This window comes from Bacillus sp. Brlt_9 (assembly GCF_051948935.1).
Classification (GTDB): domain Bacteria; phylum Bacillota; class Bacilli; order Bacillales; family Bacillaceae_G; genus Bacillus_A.
The window spans coordinates 528,149-547,321 of the sequence record NZ_JAYJLO010000002.1 but is presented as its reverse complement, the minus strand read 5'-3'; the positions used below and the strand labels follow the sequence as shown (position 1 = coordinate 547,321).

Annotated in this window: 18 protein-coding genes; 2 read left to right on the top strand and 16 right to left on the bottom strand. The window is 37.5% G+C overall.

The window, feature by feature from the left end; translation table 11 throughout:
- Positions 1-84 precede the first annotated feature (84 nt).
- From mtaB to gpr, 12 genes are all read right to left on the bottom strand, one after another.
- A complete protein-coding gene (mtaB, locus tag VF726_RS09040) occupies positions 85-1,437 on the bottom strand; it encodes a tRNA (N(6)-L-threonylcarbamoyladenosine(37)-C(2))-methylthiotransferase MtaB (protein ID WP_000108686.1) in 1,353 nt (450 codons plus the stop codon).
- A gap of 6 nt (positions 1,438-1,443) precedes the next feature.
- Positions 1,444-2,193, bottom strand: coding sequence for a 16S rRNA (uracil(1498)-N(3))-methyltransferase (locus tag VF726_RS09035; RefSeq protein ID WP_440167518.1), 750 nt, complete (start codon positions 2,191-2,193; stop codon positions 1,444-1,446).
- A gap of 145 nt (positions 2,194-2,338) precedes the next feature.
- Positions 2,339-3,277 (bottom strand): 50S ribosomal protein L11 methyltransferase, encoded by a 939-nt coding sequence (prmA, locus tag VF726_RS09030; RefSeq protein ID WP_166701777.1) that lies wholly within the window; start codon positions 3,275-3,277, stop codon positions 2,339-2,341.
- 28 nt (positions 3,278-3,305) lie between these two features.
- The gene (dnaJ, locus tag VF726_RS09025; protein WP_016086237.1) at positions 3,306-4,421 is read right to left on the bottom strand and encodes a chaperone protein DnaJ; all 1,116 of its coding nucleotides are present in this window, start codon (positions 4,419-4,421) and stop codon (positions 3,306-3,308) included.
- A 193-nt stretch (positions 4,422-4,614) separates the two neighbouring features.
- Entirely contained in the window at positions 4,615-6,450 is a 1,836-nt protein-coding gene (gene dnaK / locus VF726_RS09020; protein WP_073516545.1) for a chaperone protein DnaK, read from the bottom strand.
- Between the two features lie 26 nt (positions 6,451-6,476).
- On the bottom strand, positions 6,477-7,043 hold the full coding sequence (gene grpE, locus VF726_RS09015; RefSeq protein ID WP_440167515.1) for a nucleotide exchange factor GrpE: 567 nt from the start codon (positions 7,041-7,043) through the stop codon (positions 6,477-6,479).
- A 114-nt stretch (positions 7,044-7,157) separates the two neighbouring features.
- Positions 7,158-8,174: a heat-inducible transcriptional repressor HrcA gene (gene hrcA / locus VF726_RS09010; RefSeq protein WP_440167513.1), complete on the bottom strand. Its 1,017-nt coding sequence runs from the start codon at positions 8,172-8,174 to the stop codon at positions 7,158-7,160.
- A gap of 133 nt (positions 8,175-8,307) precedes the next feature.
- A complete protein-coding gene (gene hemW, locus VF726_RS09005; RefSeq protein WP_440167511.1) occupies positions 8,308-9,447 on the bottom strand; it encodes a radical SAM family heme chaperone HemW in 1,140 nt (379 codons plus the stop codon).
- A 51-nt stretch (positions 9,448-9,498) separates the two neighbouring features.
- Positions 9,499-9,873: a winged helix-turn-helix transcriptional regulator gene (locus VF726_RS09000; RefSeq protein WP_001293536.1), complete on the bottom strand. Its 375-nt coding sequence runs from the start codon at positions 9,871-9,873 to the stop codon at positions 9,499-9,501.
- A 150-nt stretch (positions 9,874-10,023) separates the two neighbouring features.
- Positions 10,024-11,847, bottom strand: coding sequence for an elongation factor 4 (gene lepA / locus VF726_RS08995; protein ID WP_144612543.1), 1,824 nt, complete (start codon positions 11,845-11,847; stop codon positions 10,024-10,026).
- Positions 11,848-12,057: 210 nt separating this feature from the next.
- On the bottom strand, positions 12,058-12,420 hold the full coding sequence (locus tag VF726_RS08990; protein ID WP_440168284.1) for a YqxA family protein: 363 nt from the start codon (positions 12,418-12,420) through the stop codon (positions 12,058-12,060).
- A complete protein-coding gene (gene gpr / locus VF726_RS08985; protein ID WP_440167509.1) occupies positions 12,420-13,523 on the bottom strand; it encodes a GPR endopeptidase in 1,104 nt (367 codons plus the stop codon). The genes VF726_RS08990 and gpr overlap by 1 nt, the downstream gene beginning before the upstream one ends.
- Positions 13,524-13,704: 181 nt before the next feature.
- On the opposite strand from gpr, the gene rpsT reads away from it, so the two are divergent.
- Positions 13,705-13,962, top strand: coding sequence for a 30S ribosomal protein S20 (gene rpsT / locus VF726_RS08980; RefSeq protein ID WP_001274011.1), 258 nt, complete (start codon positions 13,705-13,707; stop codon positions 13,960-13,962).
- Between the two features lie 83 nt (positions 13,963-14,045).
- Here rpsT and holA read toward each other — a convergent pair whose 3' ends face one another.
- The gene (gene holA / locus VF726_RS08975) at positions 14,046-15,056 is read right to left on the bottom strand and encodes a DNA polymerase III subunit delta (RefSeq protein ID WP_087956985.1); all 1,011 of its coding nucleotides are present in this window, start codon (positions 15,054-15,056) and stop codon (positions 14,046-14,048) included.
- Positions 15,057-15,402: 346 nt separating this feature from the next.
- Between holA and VF726_RS08970 the strand changes: the two genes are divergently transcribed.
- Positions 15,403-15,537, top strand: a complete 135-nt coding sequence (locus VF726_RS08970) for a YqzM family protein (RefSeq protein WP_000997609.1) — start codon at positions 15,403-15,405, stop codon at positions 15,535-15,537.
- Between the two features lie 30 nt (positions 15,538-15,567).
- On the opposite strand, the gene VF726_RS08965 is transcribed toward VF726_RS08970, so the two are convergent.
- From VF726_RS08965 to VF726_RS08955, 3 genes are all read right to left on the bottom strand, one after another.
- Positions 15,568-17,889 (bottom strand): DNA internalization-related competence protein ComEC/Rec2, encoded by a 2,322-nt coding sequence (locus tag VF726_RS08965; protein WP_440167504.1) that lies wholly within the window; start codon positions 17,887-17,889, stop codon positions 15,568-15,570.
- 14 nt (positions 17,890-17,903) lie between these two features.
- Positions 17,904-18,461: a ComE operon protein 2 gene (locus VF726_RS08960; RefSeq protein WP_440167502.1), complete on the bottom strand. Its 558-nt coding sequence runs from the start codon at positions 18,459-18,461 to the stop codon at positions 17,904-17,906.
- 63 nt (positions 18,462-18,524) lie between these two features.
- On the bottom strand, positions 18,525-19,124 hold the full coding sequence (locus VF726_RS08955) for a helix-hairpin-helix domain-containing protein (protein ID WP_440167500.1): 600 nt from the start codon (positions 19,122-19,124) through the stop codon (positions 18,525-18,527).
- Positions 19,125-19,173: the final 49 nt, after the last annotated feature.

Sequence of the window (19,173 nt, the reverse complement as noted above, 5' to 3'; positions counted from 1 at the left end):
TTTATCCCGCTATTTGCCCTGCAATCCGATTGCTGAAGACTAATAATCAGCGGGGATGAATCCCACGCTGATTAAAGTTTCATTTTATGCGCTTGCTGATTCCTTTTTCACATCATCTTCAAGAACACGAACAAATTGCGCTTCATTATATGGATAACCAGCTTTCGTAATTTTCACTTTCACTAGTTTACCAATTAATTCTTCTGATCCTTCAAATACAATTTTCAAGTAGTTATCTGTATAACCTACATATAACCCTTCGCGGTCGCCCTCTTTAAATTGCTCTTCTGGAATGATTTCAAGTACTTCGCCTTCAAACTGTGACGCATACTCTTTCGCTAATTGATTAGATAGTTCAATTAAACGGTGAACACGATCATTCTTCACATCTTCAGGAACTTGATCTTCCATACGCGCTGCAGGTGTTCCTGTACGTTTTGAGTACGGGAATACGTGTAATTCAGAGAAGCGATTCTCTTTAATGAAATTATATGTTTCCATGAATTCTTCCTCTGTTTCACCTGGGAAACCAACGATTACGTCCGATGTAATCGCAAGACCTGGTAACGCTTCTTTCAAACGATCTAAGCGCTCTTGGAAAAATTCCATCGTATACTTACGACGCATACGCTTTAATACAGTATTAGATCCAGATTGTAACGGAATGTGTAAGTGACGTACAACTACTTCAGACTTATCTAACACTTCAATTACTTCATCTGAAATCTGACTCGCTTCAATAGAAGAAATACGAAGACGTTTTAATCCGCCTACTTCCGCTTCCATATCACGAAGTAATCCAGCTAAGTTATAATCTTTAATATCTTCACCGTATCCACCTGTATGAATACCTGTTAATACGATTTCTTTATAACCTGCATCGACTAATTGCTGCGCTTGTTTAATAACTTCTTTCCCATCACGAGAACGCATTAAACCACGCGCCCAAGGAATAATACAGAATGTACAGAAATTATTACAACCTTCTTGTATTTTTAAAGATGCACGTGTACGGTCCGTGAAGTAAGGTACATCCAGTTCTTCGTATACACGTGTTTTCATAATATTGCGGACAGCATTAATTGGCTGACGCTCTTTACGGAACTCCTCGATGTATCCTAACATCTTTTCACGATCTTGTGTACCAACTACAATATCAACACCTGGAATCGCCATAATTTCCGCTGGAGATGTTTGTGCGTAACATCCTGTTACACAAATAACCGCATCCGGGTTTTGACGAACAGCACGTCTAATAACTTGACGACTTTTCTTATCTCCCGTATTCGTTACTGTACACGTATTAATTACATATACATCAGCTTTCTTTTCATATTCAGTTCTTTCATATCCACCTTGTTTAAACAATTGCCAAATGGCTTCTGTTTCATAGTGGTTTACTTTACAACCTAACGTATGGAACGCAACAGTTGACATTGATCATCACCCCATCAATTCAAAATGATACGAAGCAGCACTTAACGCGTATAACGGCGCCGTTTCTGTTCTTAAAATTCTTGGTCCTAAACTACATGGTACAAATTTATGTTCACGAAGCGCTGTAATCTCTTCCTCAGCTAAACCGCCTTCTGGGCCAAATACAATCAATAGCTTTTGACCTGGTTTCATCGTCGTTAAAGCTTTCGCAAAATTAGATTTCTCACCTTGTTTTGCTTCCTCTTCGTAAGCAACAAGGCAAACATCATACTCACCACTCATTGAAAGCAATTGTTTAAACGATGCTGGAGCATGTACTTCTGGAATTTCACTTCTATGTGATTGTTCCGCAGCTTCTTTCACAATTTTTCTTAAACGCTCAACTTTTTTATCAGCTTTTTTCGCATCCCATTTTACGATAGAGCGAGATGCTTGAAATGGTAAGAATGCAGCTGCCCCAAGCTCAGTTCCTTTTTGGAAAATTAACTCTAGCTTGTCTCCTTTCGGCAGTCCACTTGCAATCGTCACGAAAACAGGAAGTTCACTTGACACCTCTACCCATTCTACAATAGCCGTATTAATAAATTCACTGGTAATTTCATCAATTGAACATATAGCTGTTTTTCCGTTTACACAGCAATAAATTTGATCACCAGCTGACATACGCATCACTCTTGCGATATGATGTACGTCATCACCTACAATGCGAATACTTGTCTCATTTACATATTTCTCTTCTACAAAATAACGTTGCATATAATCACCTTAGTAGAGTTTCGTTCCTTTCGTAAGTCAACACTTACGAAAAGAACGAAACGTTATCATTTTTTCATATAACAAACGGCAAGTCCCTCACCTTATAGTGAGAGACTCCCCTTTTCATTATAGACTAAAATCTATATTACGCATTTCGTGCAATAATTGCTACCCAATCTTCCATTCGTAACACTTCTTCAATTGTAAATCCAGCTTTTTCTAGCGCCTCAGAAATTACTTTTTCCTTCGCAGCGATAATGCCCGATGTAATAAATAATCCACCTGATTTCACAACTCTTGCTGCATCTTCAGGGAATAATAAAATAATTTCTGCTAATAAGTTCGCTACGATTAAATCAACAGGACCTTCAATACCTTCTAAAAGACTATTTTGTCCAACAGACACGATATCATCTGTTTTATTTAAACGTACATTCATTTCTGCACTTTCAACTGCAACAGGATCTAAATCATATGCTTGAACAGAAGACGCACCTAATTTTGCCGCTGCAATACTAAGTACACCAGAACCTGTCCCTACATCAATGATAGTGTCACCTGGCTGAACAGTTTTCTCTAAAGCACGAATACACATCGTTGTTGTTGGATGAGTTCCTGTTCCAAACGCCATACCTGGATCTAATTCAATAATTTTTTCTTCCGGAGAAGATGGTGTATATTCTTCCCACGTCGGCACAATTGTGAATGTATCAGAAATTTGTACTGGATGGTAATATTTTTTCCAAGCAGTAGCCCAATCTTCTTCATTGACTTCGTTAACGGTAATATTTCCAGTACCAATTTCGATGTCGTAAGATGGAAGCACATCAATAGATGATTTTACACCTGCAATCGTTTCATGTAAAGAATCCGTTTGCGGGAAATATGCTTTTATTAATACACCTTCCTCCGGATATTCATCTGGGTTCAATGCATAAATCTCACCGTATTGTTGCTCGCGCTCTTTCGTCAACTCCGCTGGATCCTCAATCGCAACTCCACTAGCACCAGCTTCATGTAAAATATGAGAGACAGCTTCTACTGCTTCTTCTGTTGTATGAATACTAATTTCTGACCATTTCACAATTTACCAACTCCATTTTTTATTTCCATTATTCCCCTTTGAAAGCACGTTTAAGCTTTCCAAATAAACTATCATCCTGCTCTTCTTGTCCCGCAAATTCACGTAATAAATCTTTTTGGTGTGAAGTTAATTTCGTCGGTACAACAACACGGACTACTACATATTGATCTCCTTGACCGTATCCACGTACGTTCGGAGCACCTTTTCCTTTTAAGCGGAATTCTGTTCCTGTTTGTGTTCCTGCTGGAATTTTCAACTTCACTTTCCCATGAACTGTAGGAACTTCTACTTCAGCACCAAGTGCCATTTGCGCAAATGTTAATGGCATTTCGCAAATAATGTGATCTCCTTCACGCTCAAAGAATTCATGATTTCTTACATGAACAACAACATATAAATCTCCTGCCGGTCCGCCATTTACGCCCGCTTCACCTTTTCCAGATACACGGATTTGTTGACCATTATCGATACCTGCCGGAATTTTAACGTTGATTTTTTTACGTTTACGTACTTTACCAGAACCGTGACATGTCGTACATTTTTCTTTAATCATTTGACCAGTTCCTGAGCAATGACCACAAGCTTGACGGTTTACGATACGACCAAATGGTGTATTTTGTTCTACACTTACTTGCCCAGATCCTGAACAATGTTTACACGTTTCTTTTGAAGTTCCTGGTTTCGCTCCGCTACCTTTACAAGTATCACATGGATCTTCTACTGGAATCTCGACATTTAATTCTTTACCAAAAATAGCTTCTTCAAACTCTAAAGTAACTTGATATTGTAAATCAGCACCTTGACGCGGAGCATTTGGATCACGACGTCTGCCGCCACCGCCGCCGAAGAACGAACTAAAGATATCTTCAAAACCGAAACCACCGCCGAAGTCTCCTCCGCCACCAAAGCCACCGAAACCTTGATTTGCACCAGCATGACCAAATTGATCATATTGCGCACGCTTTTGATCGTCGCTTAATACTTCGTATGCTTCTTGTACTTCTTTAAACTTTTCAATCGCATTCTCTTCTTTACTTACGTCTGGATGGTATTTTTTAGCCAAACGACGATACGCTTTTTTTATTTCATCTTTTGAAGCACCCTTGCTAAGTCCAAGGACCTCGTAATAATCTCGTTTACTCATAAATTTACAACCCCCGAATCTTTCACATAAACGTAATTTTAACACCGAAAGAAAGTGCTTTGCAACAAAGTTTCCTCACTTACAGTATGCAAAGTTAAAAACTTAAGAACCTCACACTTTTCTTCTCATTCGTGAAAAAAGTCAAAGCCAAGGCACGCTTGACTTTGACTTTTTGTCATCTTACTTATTTATATTACTTATCTTCTTTTACTTCTTCAAACTCAGCGTCTACTACATTATCTTTCTTCGCGCCAGCATCTTGTGCTCCTTGTGCACCTTCTGCTTGCCCTGCAGCTGCTTGAGCTTGCTCATATAATTTAACACTTAATTGTTGTACGATTTCTTGTAAAGCGTCTTTTTTCGCACGGATGTCTTCAAGCTCGTTCTTCTCAATCGCAGCTTGTAGTGCTTCTTTCGCTTCTGTTGCTTTTGCAACTTCAGCTGCATCCACTTTACCTTCTAAATCTTTTACAACTTTATCCGTTTGGAATACAAGTTGGTCAGCTTCGTTACGAAGCTCAACTTCTTCCTTACGTTTTTGGTCAGCGTCAGCATTTGCTTCTGCTTCTTGTACCATACGATCTACTTCTTCATCAGAAAGACCTGAAGAAGATTGGATTGTAATAGCTTGCTCTTTGCTTGTTCCTAAGTCTTTTGCACGTACGTTAACGATACCGTTCGCATCAATATCGAATGTTACTTCGATTTGTGGAATACCACGTGGTGCTGGTGGAAGGTCTGTTAATTGGAAACGACCTAATGTTTTGTTGTCAGCTGACATTGGACGCTCACCTTGTAATACGTGAATGTCTACTGCTGGTTGGTTATCAGCAGCTGTCGAGAATACTTGTGACTTACTTGTTGGAATTGTAGTGTTACGCTCGATTAATTTCGTAAACACGCCACCCATAGTTTCAATACCTAAAGAAAGTGGAGTTACGTCTAATAATAGTACGCCTTCTACATCACCAGTAAGTACGCCACCTTGAACTGCAGCACCTAATGCTACAACTTCATCAGGGTTTACACCTTTATATGGTTCTTTACCAGTTTCACGTTTAATAGCTTCTTGTACAGCTGGGATACGAGTAGATCCACCAACAAGGATAACTTTATCTAATTCGCTTGGAGCAAAACCAGCGTCTTTTAATGCACGGCGAGTTGGCTCTAATGTTCTTTCAACAAGACCAGCTGAAAGCTCTTCGAATTTCGCTCTTGTTAATGTTAATTCTAAGTGTAATGGACCAGCAGCTCCAGCACTAATGAATGGTAATGAAATTTGTGTTTGTGTTACGCCAGAAAGATCTTTTTTCGCTTTTTCAGCTGCATCTTTCAAGCGTTGAAGTGCCATTTTATCTTGGCTTAAATCAATGTTATTTTCTTTTTTGAATTCAGCTACTAAGTGGTCAATAATAACTTGGTCAAAGTCATCTCCACCAAGACGATTGTCACCTGCAGTTGAAATAACTTCGAATGTTCCGTCTGCTAACTCAAGGATAGATACGTCAAATGTACCGCCACCTAAGTCATATACTAAGATTTTTTGCTCTTCATCTTGTTTTTCTAAACCGTAAGCAAGCGCTGCTGCTGTTGGTTCGTTGATAATACGTTCAACTTCTAAACCAGCGATACGACCAGCATCTTTTGTTGCTTGGCGCTCCGCATCGTTGAAGTATGCAGGTACTGTAATAACAGCTTTCGTTACTGTTTCACCTAAGTATGCTTCAGCAGAAGCTTTTAAGTTTTGTAAAATGATTGCAGAAATTTCTTGAGGTGTATAATCTTTACCTTCAACTTCTACTTTATAGTCTGTACCCATATGACGTTTAACAGACATGATTGTATTTGGGTTTGTAATTGCTTGACGTTTTGCAACTTCCCCAACTTGACGCTCTTCGTTTTTGAAAGCTACAACAGAAGGTGTTGTACGGTTTCCTTCTGGATTTGGGATAACCTTTGGTTCTCCACCTTCCATAACAGCTACACAAGAGTTTGTTGTACCTAAGTCAATACCGATAATTTTACTCATGGCGAATCCTCCTACTTTTATGTAAATTATTGATTTACTTTTACCATTGATGGGCGAATCACACGGTCTTTTAGTTTATAACCTTTTTGGAATTCTTCAACTACCGCGTTTGATTCAAATTCACTGTCTTCTACTTGCATAATAGCCTGGTGCTCATTAGGATCAAACTGTTTACCAACAGCTTCAATCGCCTCAACACCTTCTTTAGACAACGCTTCTAGCAATTGACGATGCACCATTTCCATACCTTGTAACAAGGATTTCGTTTGCTCATCAGCTGCTTCCACTTGCATCGCTCTTTCAAAATTATCAAGAGCTGGCAAAATATCTGAAACTAGGCTTTGTGCTCTATATTTTTCAGCAGCCTGTTTATCCATTTGGACACGGCGCTTATAATTTTCAAAATCAGCTTGTAGACGTAATGTGCGACCTTCCGTTTCCGTTAGTTTCGCTTGTAACTCATCTACTTTTTCTTGTAAAAGAGCAGCCTCACTTTTTTCTTCTACAGTTTTTTCACTGTTTTCTGTCGTGACAGCTTCTTCAACTTGCGCTTCTTTTACTTCTTCTACCACTTGTTCGTTACGCTCTTCCACAATATTCACCTCCTTAAAAGGTATTAGGTATTATGCATAGCACAATTACCTAAGCATTATATATTACACACAGCAATGAAAATTTCATCACTTGAGCGAATGTATTACTCTCATTTACTTTTTAAGTCCATCTGTAAATTGTCTCGTAAATAACTGTAACAAACTAATTACCCGAGAGTATTGCATTCTTGTCGGACCTAAAATAGCAATTGTTCCAAGTTGTTCTTCTCCAATCGAATATGTCGCAGAAATTAAACTACAATCTTCCATGGCTGTCGCAGAGTTTTCCCTACCAATTTTCACTTGAATACCTACTTGTTTATGACGCAAAATGTCATAGAACTCAGCTTCATTATCAATCATCGTCAGCAAGGATCTTACTTTGTGAATGTCATGGAACTCTGGTTGCGAAAGCATATTTGCTTTTCCTCCAAAGTATATCTTTTCCGATAAAGGAACTTGAAATGTACCATCTAACATTTTTATTGCACTATCGTAATTATGAACATACCCACGTAAAACTGTAACAATCTCTTTAAAGATTTTGTTATGGAGTTCCGCCATCGGTACGCCTGATAGCTTTTCATTTAAAATATTAACCATTTTTTCTAAATCTGATAAGTCAACAGATTCCGGAACGGTAATCGTTTTACTTTGTACATGCCCTGTATCCGTTACAATAATAGCGACTGCAGTTTGACGATCAAGCGGAACAATTTGTACGTTTTTCAGTTTATTTGTGCTTAACTTCGGCCCAAGAACAATGGCCGTATAATTTGTAAGCTCTGATAGAATTTGAGCCGATTGCTGTGCAATCTTTTCTGCTTCAAAAATTCTTTCAGCAAATAAATCTTTAATTTGTACAATTTCATCTTTCGGTAAGTTTTGCGGCGCTAAAAGATGGTCTACATAAAATCGGTATCCTTTCTCAGAAGGAACACGTCCAGAAGAACTATGCGTTTTCTCAATAAATCCTAGCTCCTCTAAATCAGCCATTTCATTTCGAATAGTAGCTGAACTAAACGTAATTTCATCTTTCTTAGCCAACGTCCTCGACCCAACAGGTTGCGCTGATCCAATAAAGTCATCAATAATTGTTTGTAAAATTAAGAGCTGACGTTCCGTAAGCATCTCATCATCACCTCTGTTAGCACTCTTTGTCTTCGAGTGCTAAATCTATTAATAACTTACCAAAATTGACATTCAATTGTCAACGGAAACGTCACGAAATAATGAAACTTTTTCACGTTAATGGAACATTTAATTAGTCAATCAAAAATGATTGGAATACTTCATTCCCTAATAATTTTCCTTTTCGCGTTAAACGAACATACCCATCGCTCTCTTCAAGCAACCCTTGTTCTTGGTTGTTTTTTAACTGCTTCGCGAAAACTTGATCCATCTCCATATTAAATTTCTTTTGAAACGCTATTTTAGATACACCTTTTGTTTTTCGAAGCCCTAAGAACAACTCTTCTTCCATTTTTTCTTTCGCCGTCACCACGTGAACATCTAAATACGGAAATCCGGTTTCATCGATTTTATTGAAATATTGCTTGAGTGGCCCTACATTTTGGATACGCTCTCCATTTACATAACTATGCGCTCCAGCTCCAAATCCATAATACTCTTCATTATTCCAGTATGTGAGATTATGTCTACTTTCATTATCACCTTTTGAGAAATTACTAATTTCATACTGACTATAGCCGTGTTTCTCCATTTCATCCATTACCATTTCGTACATTTTCGCTTCATGGTCTTCACCTGGAAGTCTTAATTTCCCTTTATTCATTAAGTTATAAAACACCGTTTTCGGTTCCACAATTAATGAATAGGCCGAGAAATGTTGTACACCAAGCGTAAAAGCAATATCTAACGTTTCTTTCACATCTTCTATCGTCTGCCCTGGCAGAGCATAAATAATATCTACATTTATATTTTTAAAGCCCACTTCCTGCGCTTCTCTAATTGCTACAAACGCATCTTCCCTCGTATGCTTACGTCCAATTTTCTCAAGCAATTCATCTCGAAATGTTTGCACACCAAAACTAATTCGGTTTACGCCACCTTCTAGCAACACATTTAACTTCTCTTTCGGCAAATCACCCGGATTCGCTTCAAATGTTAATTCACAATTCGGGGCAAACGGACGTAAACGACGATTTATAATATCTAATAATTTCTTTGTCTGCTCCATGTTTAATGCTGTCGGAGTTCCTCCACCAACAAAAATCGTTTTCATACTATCAAACGGTACCTTTTGAACTGTATTTATTATTTCTTTCTCTAAATACTCTAAATATTGATCGACCGGTTGGCGTTCAATAAACACTTTATTAAAATCACAATAGTGACAAATATGCTGACAAAACGGAATATGAATATATGCAGCTTGTACCAAAAATAACTCCTACCTTTCTAAAAAGAAAACCTCCGCGCTCGGGAGGCTTCTTCACTTCTCTAACGTATTACGAATTTGCTCCATTCGCATTTTCCCCCAATCATACATCATTTCAACGATTGGTAAAAGCGACATGCCTAACTCCGTCATATAATACTCCACTCGCGGAGGAATTTCTGGGTATACTGTTCGGTCAACAATCCCATCTTCCATTAACTCTTTTAATTGATTCGACAAAACTTTATGAGAAATGCTTGGGAATAATCGTTGTAATTCACTAAAACGATGAGGCCCTTCCACACCAAGATGCCACAGTATCACAACTTTCCACTTTCCGCTAATAATAGAAAGCGTCAATTCCTTTTCACAATTAAAATTGCCATTTTGTATTTTCTCGTGAATATCTTTTCGAATATTTTCGGACATTAACAAACTCCTAACTCTATATGAACTAAAAAGCTCTCTCACCATTGTAAATGAGAGAAGCTACGTTGTCTAAAAAGTAATGATATAAAAAAGAAGCCGTATAAACGACTTCTTTTTTTATATCGATTCGCATGAAATAACAATCAATTATTAATTATCATCCATTTTCAGTACAGCCATGAACGCTTCTTGCGGTACTTCTACAGAACCAACAGACTTCATACGTTTTTTACCTTCTTTTTGCTTATCAAGAAGTTTACGTTTACGAGAAATGTCACCACCGTAACATTTCGCAAGTACGTTTTTACGCATCGCCTTAATTGTAGAACGCGCTACAACTTTGTTTCCGATCGTCGCTTGAATTGGTACTTCGAACTGCTGTCTTGGAATTAAATCTTTTAATTTTTCTACAATCACTTTACCCCGGTCATACGCTGAATCACGGTGTACGATAAATGATAGAGCATCGACTTGTTCATTATTTAAAAGAATATCCATTTTCACAAGTTTAGATGGTTTGTAGCCAATTAACTCGTAATCAAATGATGCATATCCTTTTGTGTTTGATTTCAATTGATCGAAGAAATCATATACGATTTCTGATAACGGGATTTCATATGTTAATGTAACACGTGTTTCATCTAAATATTGCATATCAATAAACGTTCCACGTTTACCTTGGCAAATTTCCATTACAGCTCCAACATAGTCATTCGGAACCATAATTGAAGCCTTCACAAACGGCTCTTCTACACGATCGATAGACTGCGGATCTGGCATATTAGATGGATTATCAACAATAACATCTTCACCGTTTGTTAAATACACTTTATAAATAACGCTTGGCGCTGTTGTAATTAAGTCAATTTTAAATTCACGTTCAATACGTTCTTGAATGATTTCCATGTGAAGAAGTCCTAAGAAACCACAACGGAAACCAAATCCTAGCGCTTGAGATGTTTCTGGTTCAAACTCAAGAGCAGAATCGTTTAACTCTAATTTTTCTAACGCATCACGTAAATCGTTGTAACGTGCAGAATCAATTGGATATAAACCACAGAATACCATTGGGTTTAATTTACGATAACCTGCTAACGGTTCTGCAGCTGGACGTTTCGCATGTGTAATCGTATCACCAACGCGTGTGTCACCAACATTTTTAATCGATGCTGCTAAGAAACCTACATCACCTACTGTTAACTCGTCACGTTGCGTAGTCTTCGGTGTAAATACACCTACTTCTGTTACCTCAAATTCTTTACCAGTTGCCATCATACGTACTTTATCGCCAACTTTTACCGTTCCGTTAACAACACGAATATATGCAATTACACCGCGGTATGGATCATATAAAGAGTCAAAGATCATACATTGTAACGGCTCTTCTGAATCCCCTGTTGGTGCTGGTACTTTTTCAACGATTTGTTCTAAAATCTCTTCAATACCAATCCCAGCTTTTGCAGAAGCAAGTACAGCTTCTGATGCATCTAAACCAATTACATCTTCTACTTCTTGGCGTACACGTTCTGGGTCTGCACTTGGTAAGTCGATTTTATTAATAACTGGCAAAATCTCTAAATTGTTATCAAGCGCTAAGTATACGTTCGCTAACGTTTGCGCTTCAATACCTTGCGCCGCATCCACTACAAGAATTGCACCTTCACAAGCCGCTAAACTACGAGATACTTCGTACGTAAAATCGACGTGTCCTGGTGTATCAATTAAGTGAAGAATATACTCTTCACCGTCTTTTGCTTTATACGTTAACTGTACTGCGTTTAATTTAATTGTAATACCACGCTCACGCTCTAAATCCATAGAGTCAAGCAACTGCGCTTTCATTTCACGTTGTGTTAACGCGTTTGTTTTCTCTAAAATACGGTCTGCTAACGTTGATTTTCCGTGGTCAATATGAGCAATGATAGAGAAATTACGGATTTTGGACTGTCTTTTTGCTCTTTCTTCTTTGTTCATCTATGTTCTCAACTCCTAATAGTCTCGCCAATATACACTAGCACTGATTATATCAATAGAGCAGCAAAGATTCAATGAAAACTCGTGCTGCTTACAATACAAATCATTCTATCTATATCTTATGCGAACAAACCATAAGAGACAAACCTTTTTCAAATTAAAAAACGGCTGTCTTACAAATCTGTAAAACAGCCGTCCTCCGTTTGACTCTTAACTAAAAATTTCTTTTACTTTCCCGACAACTATATCTGTTCCAAACTTTGTTATTTCATAGGCAACACTTGCTATCGCCATACCCATTCCTTCTACAACATTAAAACTTCTTAAGCTTTCTAATTGTTTTTGTTTTTCAGTAGCGGAAAACGAGCCTTCCAAAATTTCTGATTCAGTAGCCTCACCTTTTGTTCCTGTCATATGAGCGATTTGTTCATACGACATCTGCTGATAACCTTTCATACTTTTCAAACCGTGATTAGCAAGTGCCACCCCCACTATCACCATAAGTAAGCATATGACCGCACTACATATACATAAAAGCGAAAAGCGGCTTAAATAATTATCCTCTCTTCCCATCAATGTGTATATGCTCCTGTATTATCTTGGTCAATTTGATGATGCAGTGCTGCATTTAAACCACTTGCTATTACATTTGCCATATCCTCTATAAAAGCATCCACTTCTTTCGGAGTCACCATTAAATTATGTCCAAGAGGAGATAACACTTCATAAATTAATTTTCTCTTCTCTTCATCTTCCAGTGTACCTACAGCACCTAAAAACATATTTCGGCTCTTTTCATCCGGCATATCTTCTTCTGTTAATTTTTTCTTTTCTCCAAATGTAAAGCCAGCTGGTAACAAAGATCTTGAAGGTTTGTTTCCTTCTTTCATCTCCCGGCCAAAATGTTTCAAAATAAAATCAATTGTATCGCTTGTAATCGAAACGGCATCCACCACAGTCGGAACACCAATCGCAATAACAGGTATACCCAATGTTTCTTTACTGAGTTCCTTACGTTTATTCCCAACACCTGATCCAGGATGAATCCCCGTATCAGAAATTTGTATCGTACTATTTACTCGTTCAATAGAACGGGCAGCTAATGCATCAATTGCTATAACAAAGTCCGGCTTCGTCTTCTCAATAATTCCATAAATGACATCGCTCGTTTCGATTCCTGTAATTCCCATTACCCCTGGCCGAATTGCACTAACAGGCCTAAACCCTTCTTCTACACTTTCAGGCTGCAATTGAAACAAATGTCTCGTTACCAATACATTTTCTACAACTATCGGCCCAAGCGCATCTGGCGTTACATTCCAATTCCCAAGACCAACAATTAAACAACTCGCTTCTTTCGTAACGCCAACCTCTTCTAAGAAATAAGAAAATTCTTTTGCAAAAATGCGCTCTACTTTTTGTTGCAGTTCTGTATCTTGTTGACGTATACCTTGTACTTCAAGCGTTAAATAACTTCCAGGTTTTTTTCCCATCGATTCAGAGGCAACTTCATCAATTGTTACTTTCGTAATAGTAACACCTTCTTCTTCCCTCTCTTTTACAATAACTCCTTGTATCCCTTGTTGCTCTTCTTGGCGCTCTTGCAACATTTGATGTGCCTCTACAGCAAGGTCCGTTCTAACACTATATTTACTTAAATCTAATGGTTCTTTCATCGTATCTCCTCCGTAATTCATAGTAAATATCGTTAGATTTCCCAAAGTTATATAAGGTCATTCTTTCCTTTACGTGAAATTTCATGGATATACTATTGCAATTCTCTTCACCGTTTGATAGAATATCACTTGTTCTATGTTAAGAATCGAGTCATTCGATTGCACCAGGGAGGTGAAAAGTATGGCAAACATCAAATCTGCTATCAAACGCGCTAAACTTAGCGAAGAGCGTCGTGCACATAACGCTTCTATCAAGTCTGACATGCGTTCTGCTGTTAAAACTGTAGAAGCTTTAGTTACTAATAACGATCTTGAAAATGCTAAAGAAGCTTTCAAAACTGCTTCTAAAAAACTTGACAAAGCAGCTCGTAAAGGTCTTATCCACCAAAACGCTGCAGCTCGTCAAAAATCTCGCTTAGCGAAACAAGTAAACGCGTAAGGCGTTTAAAAAACGATCCATTTGGATCGTTTTTTTATATACAAAAAAGTTCACGCGCTAAGCACGTGAACTTTTTTGTTTCATTACATATGATTTAACCGCATTAAGAAAAACTCAAGCACAAGTTTCTTATCCATTTTTCCTGTCTTCATACTATAATCAGCTTCCGCTAACTCTATAATCACTTTTTTTAATTCTTCAAAAGAGAAAAACTTCGTTTGATTCATCGCTAACTTTACACGATAGGGATGCACACCAATATGAGACGCAATTTGATTCTGTCCATAACCACGTTGCTGTAACTCTTTTACTTGATGCAGCAAACGGAATTGACTTACTAATAACGCAAGTAGTTTAATCGGTTCCTCTTGCTGCGTAAATAATCCATCCAAAATTTGCATCGCACCTGCAATATCTTTTTTTACCACCTTTTCTGTCAAAGCAAACACATTTTGTTCAACTGATTTTGGCACAAGCTCCGCAACAAGTTTCGGGGTAACCTCTCCGCCCATACCAACGTATAACGTTAACTTGTCCATTTCTTTCGCCAACATCGTTACATTACTTCCCACAAGCTCTAGCAACAAACTAACAGCCGCATTATCAATATGTACATGCACTTCATCCGCACGAGCCACAATCCACTTCTGAACATCCTGCACTTGCATCGCATTCGCTTCTACTACATCCGCTGTTTTCTTTAATAGTTTTGTAATTTTTTTTCGTTCATCAAGCTTTTCGTAAGGCGCAACAAAAACAAGAATAGAAAACGGAGAAGGCTCCCCAATATATTCTTCTAAAATTTTTATATTTTGTTCTAACTTTTCTTTTTGTGAAGTTAGAAATAGTGGTGATTTTATTAATAGCACTTTACGTTCTCCAAAAAAAGGAAGTGTACGTGCATCTTCAACCACATCTTCTAAATACGCTTCTTCTAAATCATATGTCACAACATTAAACTCGCGATCTTCCTCTTCAAGCGCTTCTGTTGTAATAAGCTTTATCGTTTCATTTATAAAAAACGCTTCCGTTCCATACAATAAATACAACGGAGAAAACTGCTTCTTTTTAATCTTTTTATGTATATCACTCATACTTTTTCCTACTCCCTAACTTGGCAATATATATTTATACTAATACCCTAGCTTTTGTTTTACAAGTACAAAGGAACAGGCTGTATAACCCGTCCCTTTATTTATATTAAACGCCACGCAATAAGCCCCGGGTTTCTTATTGGTGTGCGGTAATCACCTTCCCTTTATTATTCACAATAAAAATTCGAGTATAAGTGCCAACTGTTAACATGCTTGGAAACAAAAAACTCACGTTACTTCATGATCTAAAAGTAGTAAAAACGCTCTATTTCTCTTCCTATATAAATTGTAGATTTTTTTCTGACAATATTTTATACTAAAGTGGAATGTTGGGGAGGGATTCTAAATGAATGATTTTGAACAAAATGTTCAAAGTAAACGCAATGACGCTATTGATTCAGGGGTAGGATTTATCGTCTCATTTGGTTTTTTCGCAACACTTTTCATCATTGCAACTGTTATTAAATTTATCGGTTCTTAAAGACTGCTGCTTACTTGGCAGTCTTCTTTTTTATCTATTATGTGTTTCATCATATGTGATTTTACTACGAAAGGTTCCGCTTTCCCCTTTAAAAACATAGGAAACAGCACCTTGCTTATCCGTGCGCCATATTTCAATCCCCATCTTCTCCAAACGCTCTATAACTTCTTTATGAGGGTGTCCATACCTATTACGCTCACCGGCAGAAATAATCGCCATATTAGGCTGTACAGCGCTCAAAAAAGGCGTTATAGATGACGTGTTACTCCCATGATGAGCAACCTTTAAAACATCCGCCCGTAATTCTGAATACGTAGCTACTAAAAGCCTCTCTCCTTCTTCTTCTAAATCACCCGTAAATAACCACGTTAATCCTCCTAATTTTGCCCACACTACAATTGAAGCGTTATTTTCACTTCTTTCCTTTCCTGTTGGGGCTAATACGAAAAATTCCGCTCCATTTATGCTCCAACTCTCTCCTTCTCCCACTTCTCTTATTTTCACTTCCTTTTCTAACGCCTGTTTCTTTACTACTTTTTCTAATTCCGCATCTTGTTCCTTTCGGCCAAACACGACTTCTTTTACGATTATATTTGATAATAACTCTTGCGCAGCACCTATATGATCCGCATCGCCATGTGTTACGATTAATTTATCGATTTTTTTAATACCTTCCTTTTGTAAATATGGAATCAAAATATCATTTCCGACAGAAAATTCATGCTTTTTCTGTTGCCATTCTTCTTTGTTTACACGAATTGTTCCACCAGTATCGATGAGATAAACCTCTTTATCGTACGGGAGACGAATTAATATCGCATCTCCCTGTCCAACATCAAGAAATGTAACACTTCCGCTTTCCCGAAAATACGGATATATATAATGACATGTACTAATAAATAGAAATACACCCAAAGCTATACACATAATCCCTTTCGACATTCGCCTTTCCCAAACCATTAATATACTAATAATACTCACGCAATATAGAGTTACAAGAAGTATAGGTGTTTGCCCGAAATTAAGACGGGTAAATGGCAAATTTTCACAATAACTTAAAAAATCATTAGAAAGATTCAAACCTATTGATAGTACATTCGCAAGTCCTTTTGCAAGAAACGGGATGATCGGTATACATATCAAAATAACAATGCTACACGGCAATACAATAAGAGATAAAAACGGAACGTATAGGATATTTAGAAAAATACTATATGGAGAAAAATAACCGAAGTGATATAACAAAATTGGGGTACTAACGAGCTGTGAAATAAAAGAAATATAAATAGAATTTCGGATTACTCCCTTACTACTCTCTAGCAAAAGCGGGGCAGATAAAAGTAGAGCAAAACTACCAACGAAAGAAAACTGAAAACCAATATTAAACACGAGATATGGATCAAATATAAGCATACATATAGCTGTTACACTTAAAGCATCTAAGCTAGATAAACGAATAGAACACATAAAAGCAATCAACATTAAAACTCCTGTTATAGAAGCTCTTATAACAGACGGTGACGCTCCTGCTAAAATCATATATAGAGGAATACAGAAGATAAGACATACTGTTGCTACCTCCCTCGTCACACCACTTCTTAGCAAAATAAAATACACGATCACCATTAACAATACGATATGCGATCCTGAAATCGCCAACAAATGTACAAGACCAAATTGTTGATATTGCTCTTCAACTTCATATATCATTTGTTGCCTATCACCAAATACTAATGCATTCATAAAAGCACCTGATTGCTCCGGGAACATTTCTGTAACTCCCAAGATTGCTTGCTGCCTTAAAAGAAGAATCCATTGCACAGGTGACAATGATGTTTTATAGCATTCAGAAATATGTGTAGCTTCCAATATGAAATGAATATTTTGCTTATACAAATAATCACGATAATTAAAACCATGAAAATTCCGAGCTATCGGTGGTTCTTTCCTCTCAACTTCGAATACACATGATGCTCCTGCATGTAATTGTCGCAGTTGTTTCTTTTCCGAGGCTGATTTAATTTTGTAACTTAACTGCACTATATTTTTATACTGATCTTCAACTTGGAATGATAGGCGATCCCCGTTAATAAGAGGTGTATTGTATATCACTCCTCTTGTAGCTTCGTAGGACTCTCCCAGAGGCTTGTTTTGCCCTTGAACATACGCAGTGTACATAGCGCCACTAAAACACGCTATCATACAATAAAGGAAGGTTTTACGCGAAGTACGATACAAACAAAAGATAACATATAGAACGAGACAACTAATCAGCAATAAAACCGAAGAGGAGAAGGCAGTTGCAATCCCTATTATAAATGAGATTGCAACATAGCCCCATTGTCCATGCAACTTATACTCACTCCTTATAGCATCATTTTTGCTTTCGTGAATACATGCTGTAATTCTTCCATCGATAAGTTCTCTTTTTCTAAAGATGCAAATAGTTCTTTTAACTCCGTATGACGCTTTTGATCCTCTAATGCTGCAATATCATATTCTAGCGGAACGTGTTTCACCATTACATTCGCTTTTTCAAATAACTCTACGGCATATGGATGATTTTTATAATCCTGTGCATAATAAACCGCTGTAATACCACTTTGAATAATCGCCTTACAACATTGTAAACAAGGGAAATGCGTAACATAAATTTCCGCTTCCTCCGTTTTCACGCCAAACTTTGCACATTGTAATAAAGCATTCATTTCTGCGTGAATCGTACGAACACAATGATTATCAATAACATAGCATCCGTCATCTATACAATGTACGCCGCCTTTAATTGAACCATTATATCCACCAGCAATAATTCGTTTATCACGAACGATTGTCGCGCCTACCGCAAGCCTTGTGCATGTACTACGTAAAGATAATAAATGGCTTTGCGTCATAAAATATTGATCCCATGAGATTCGTTCCATATTCTTCACCTACTTTTTTGTCTACTTGTAGTGTAGCGAATGAAGAAAAACTTCGTCAATCTTTTACGGAATAATAATTTGATCTTTTATTTTTTCCAAAGACTTCGCACCAATCCCATCAATCTCTAACAAATCTTCTATTTTTTGAAATGGACCATGCTCCTCTCTATATTTCAAAATACTTTCCGCTTTCCGAGAGCCGATACCTGTAATTTTTTCAAGTTGTTCTTTAGAAGCTGCATTTATTTGAACTTTCCCCTCTCCCTTTGAAACAGCAGCTACTTCTTTCGCTTGTTCGTTTTTATTCGGTACGTAAAGAATCATTTGGTCTTGTACCATTTGCGCTAAATTTACCTTCATCCTATCTGCCTCAGGCAAAAAACCACCTGCCTTCTCAATGGCATCCTTCACCCGGTCCCCTTCTTTCATTTCATACACTCCCTCTTTAACAACAGCTCCCTTCATATCAATTACAATTATTTTTTTCTGCTGCTTTGTATCCGATATTTTCGGTTTACTTTTTTTCTCTATCTCTTTCGCTTGAACATCCGTTGCAATGATTGATCGCTCTGTATGACCGTTCGTTTTCCAGAAAAGAAGAAAAAGTACAGTTCCAATAATAGCTACTAATCCTAACCATTTCTTTGGAAAATCCCACATCATTTTTCACCTCTAATCATAAATTTATAACATCATTCATATTGTTTAGGAG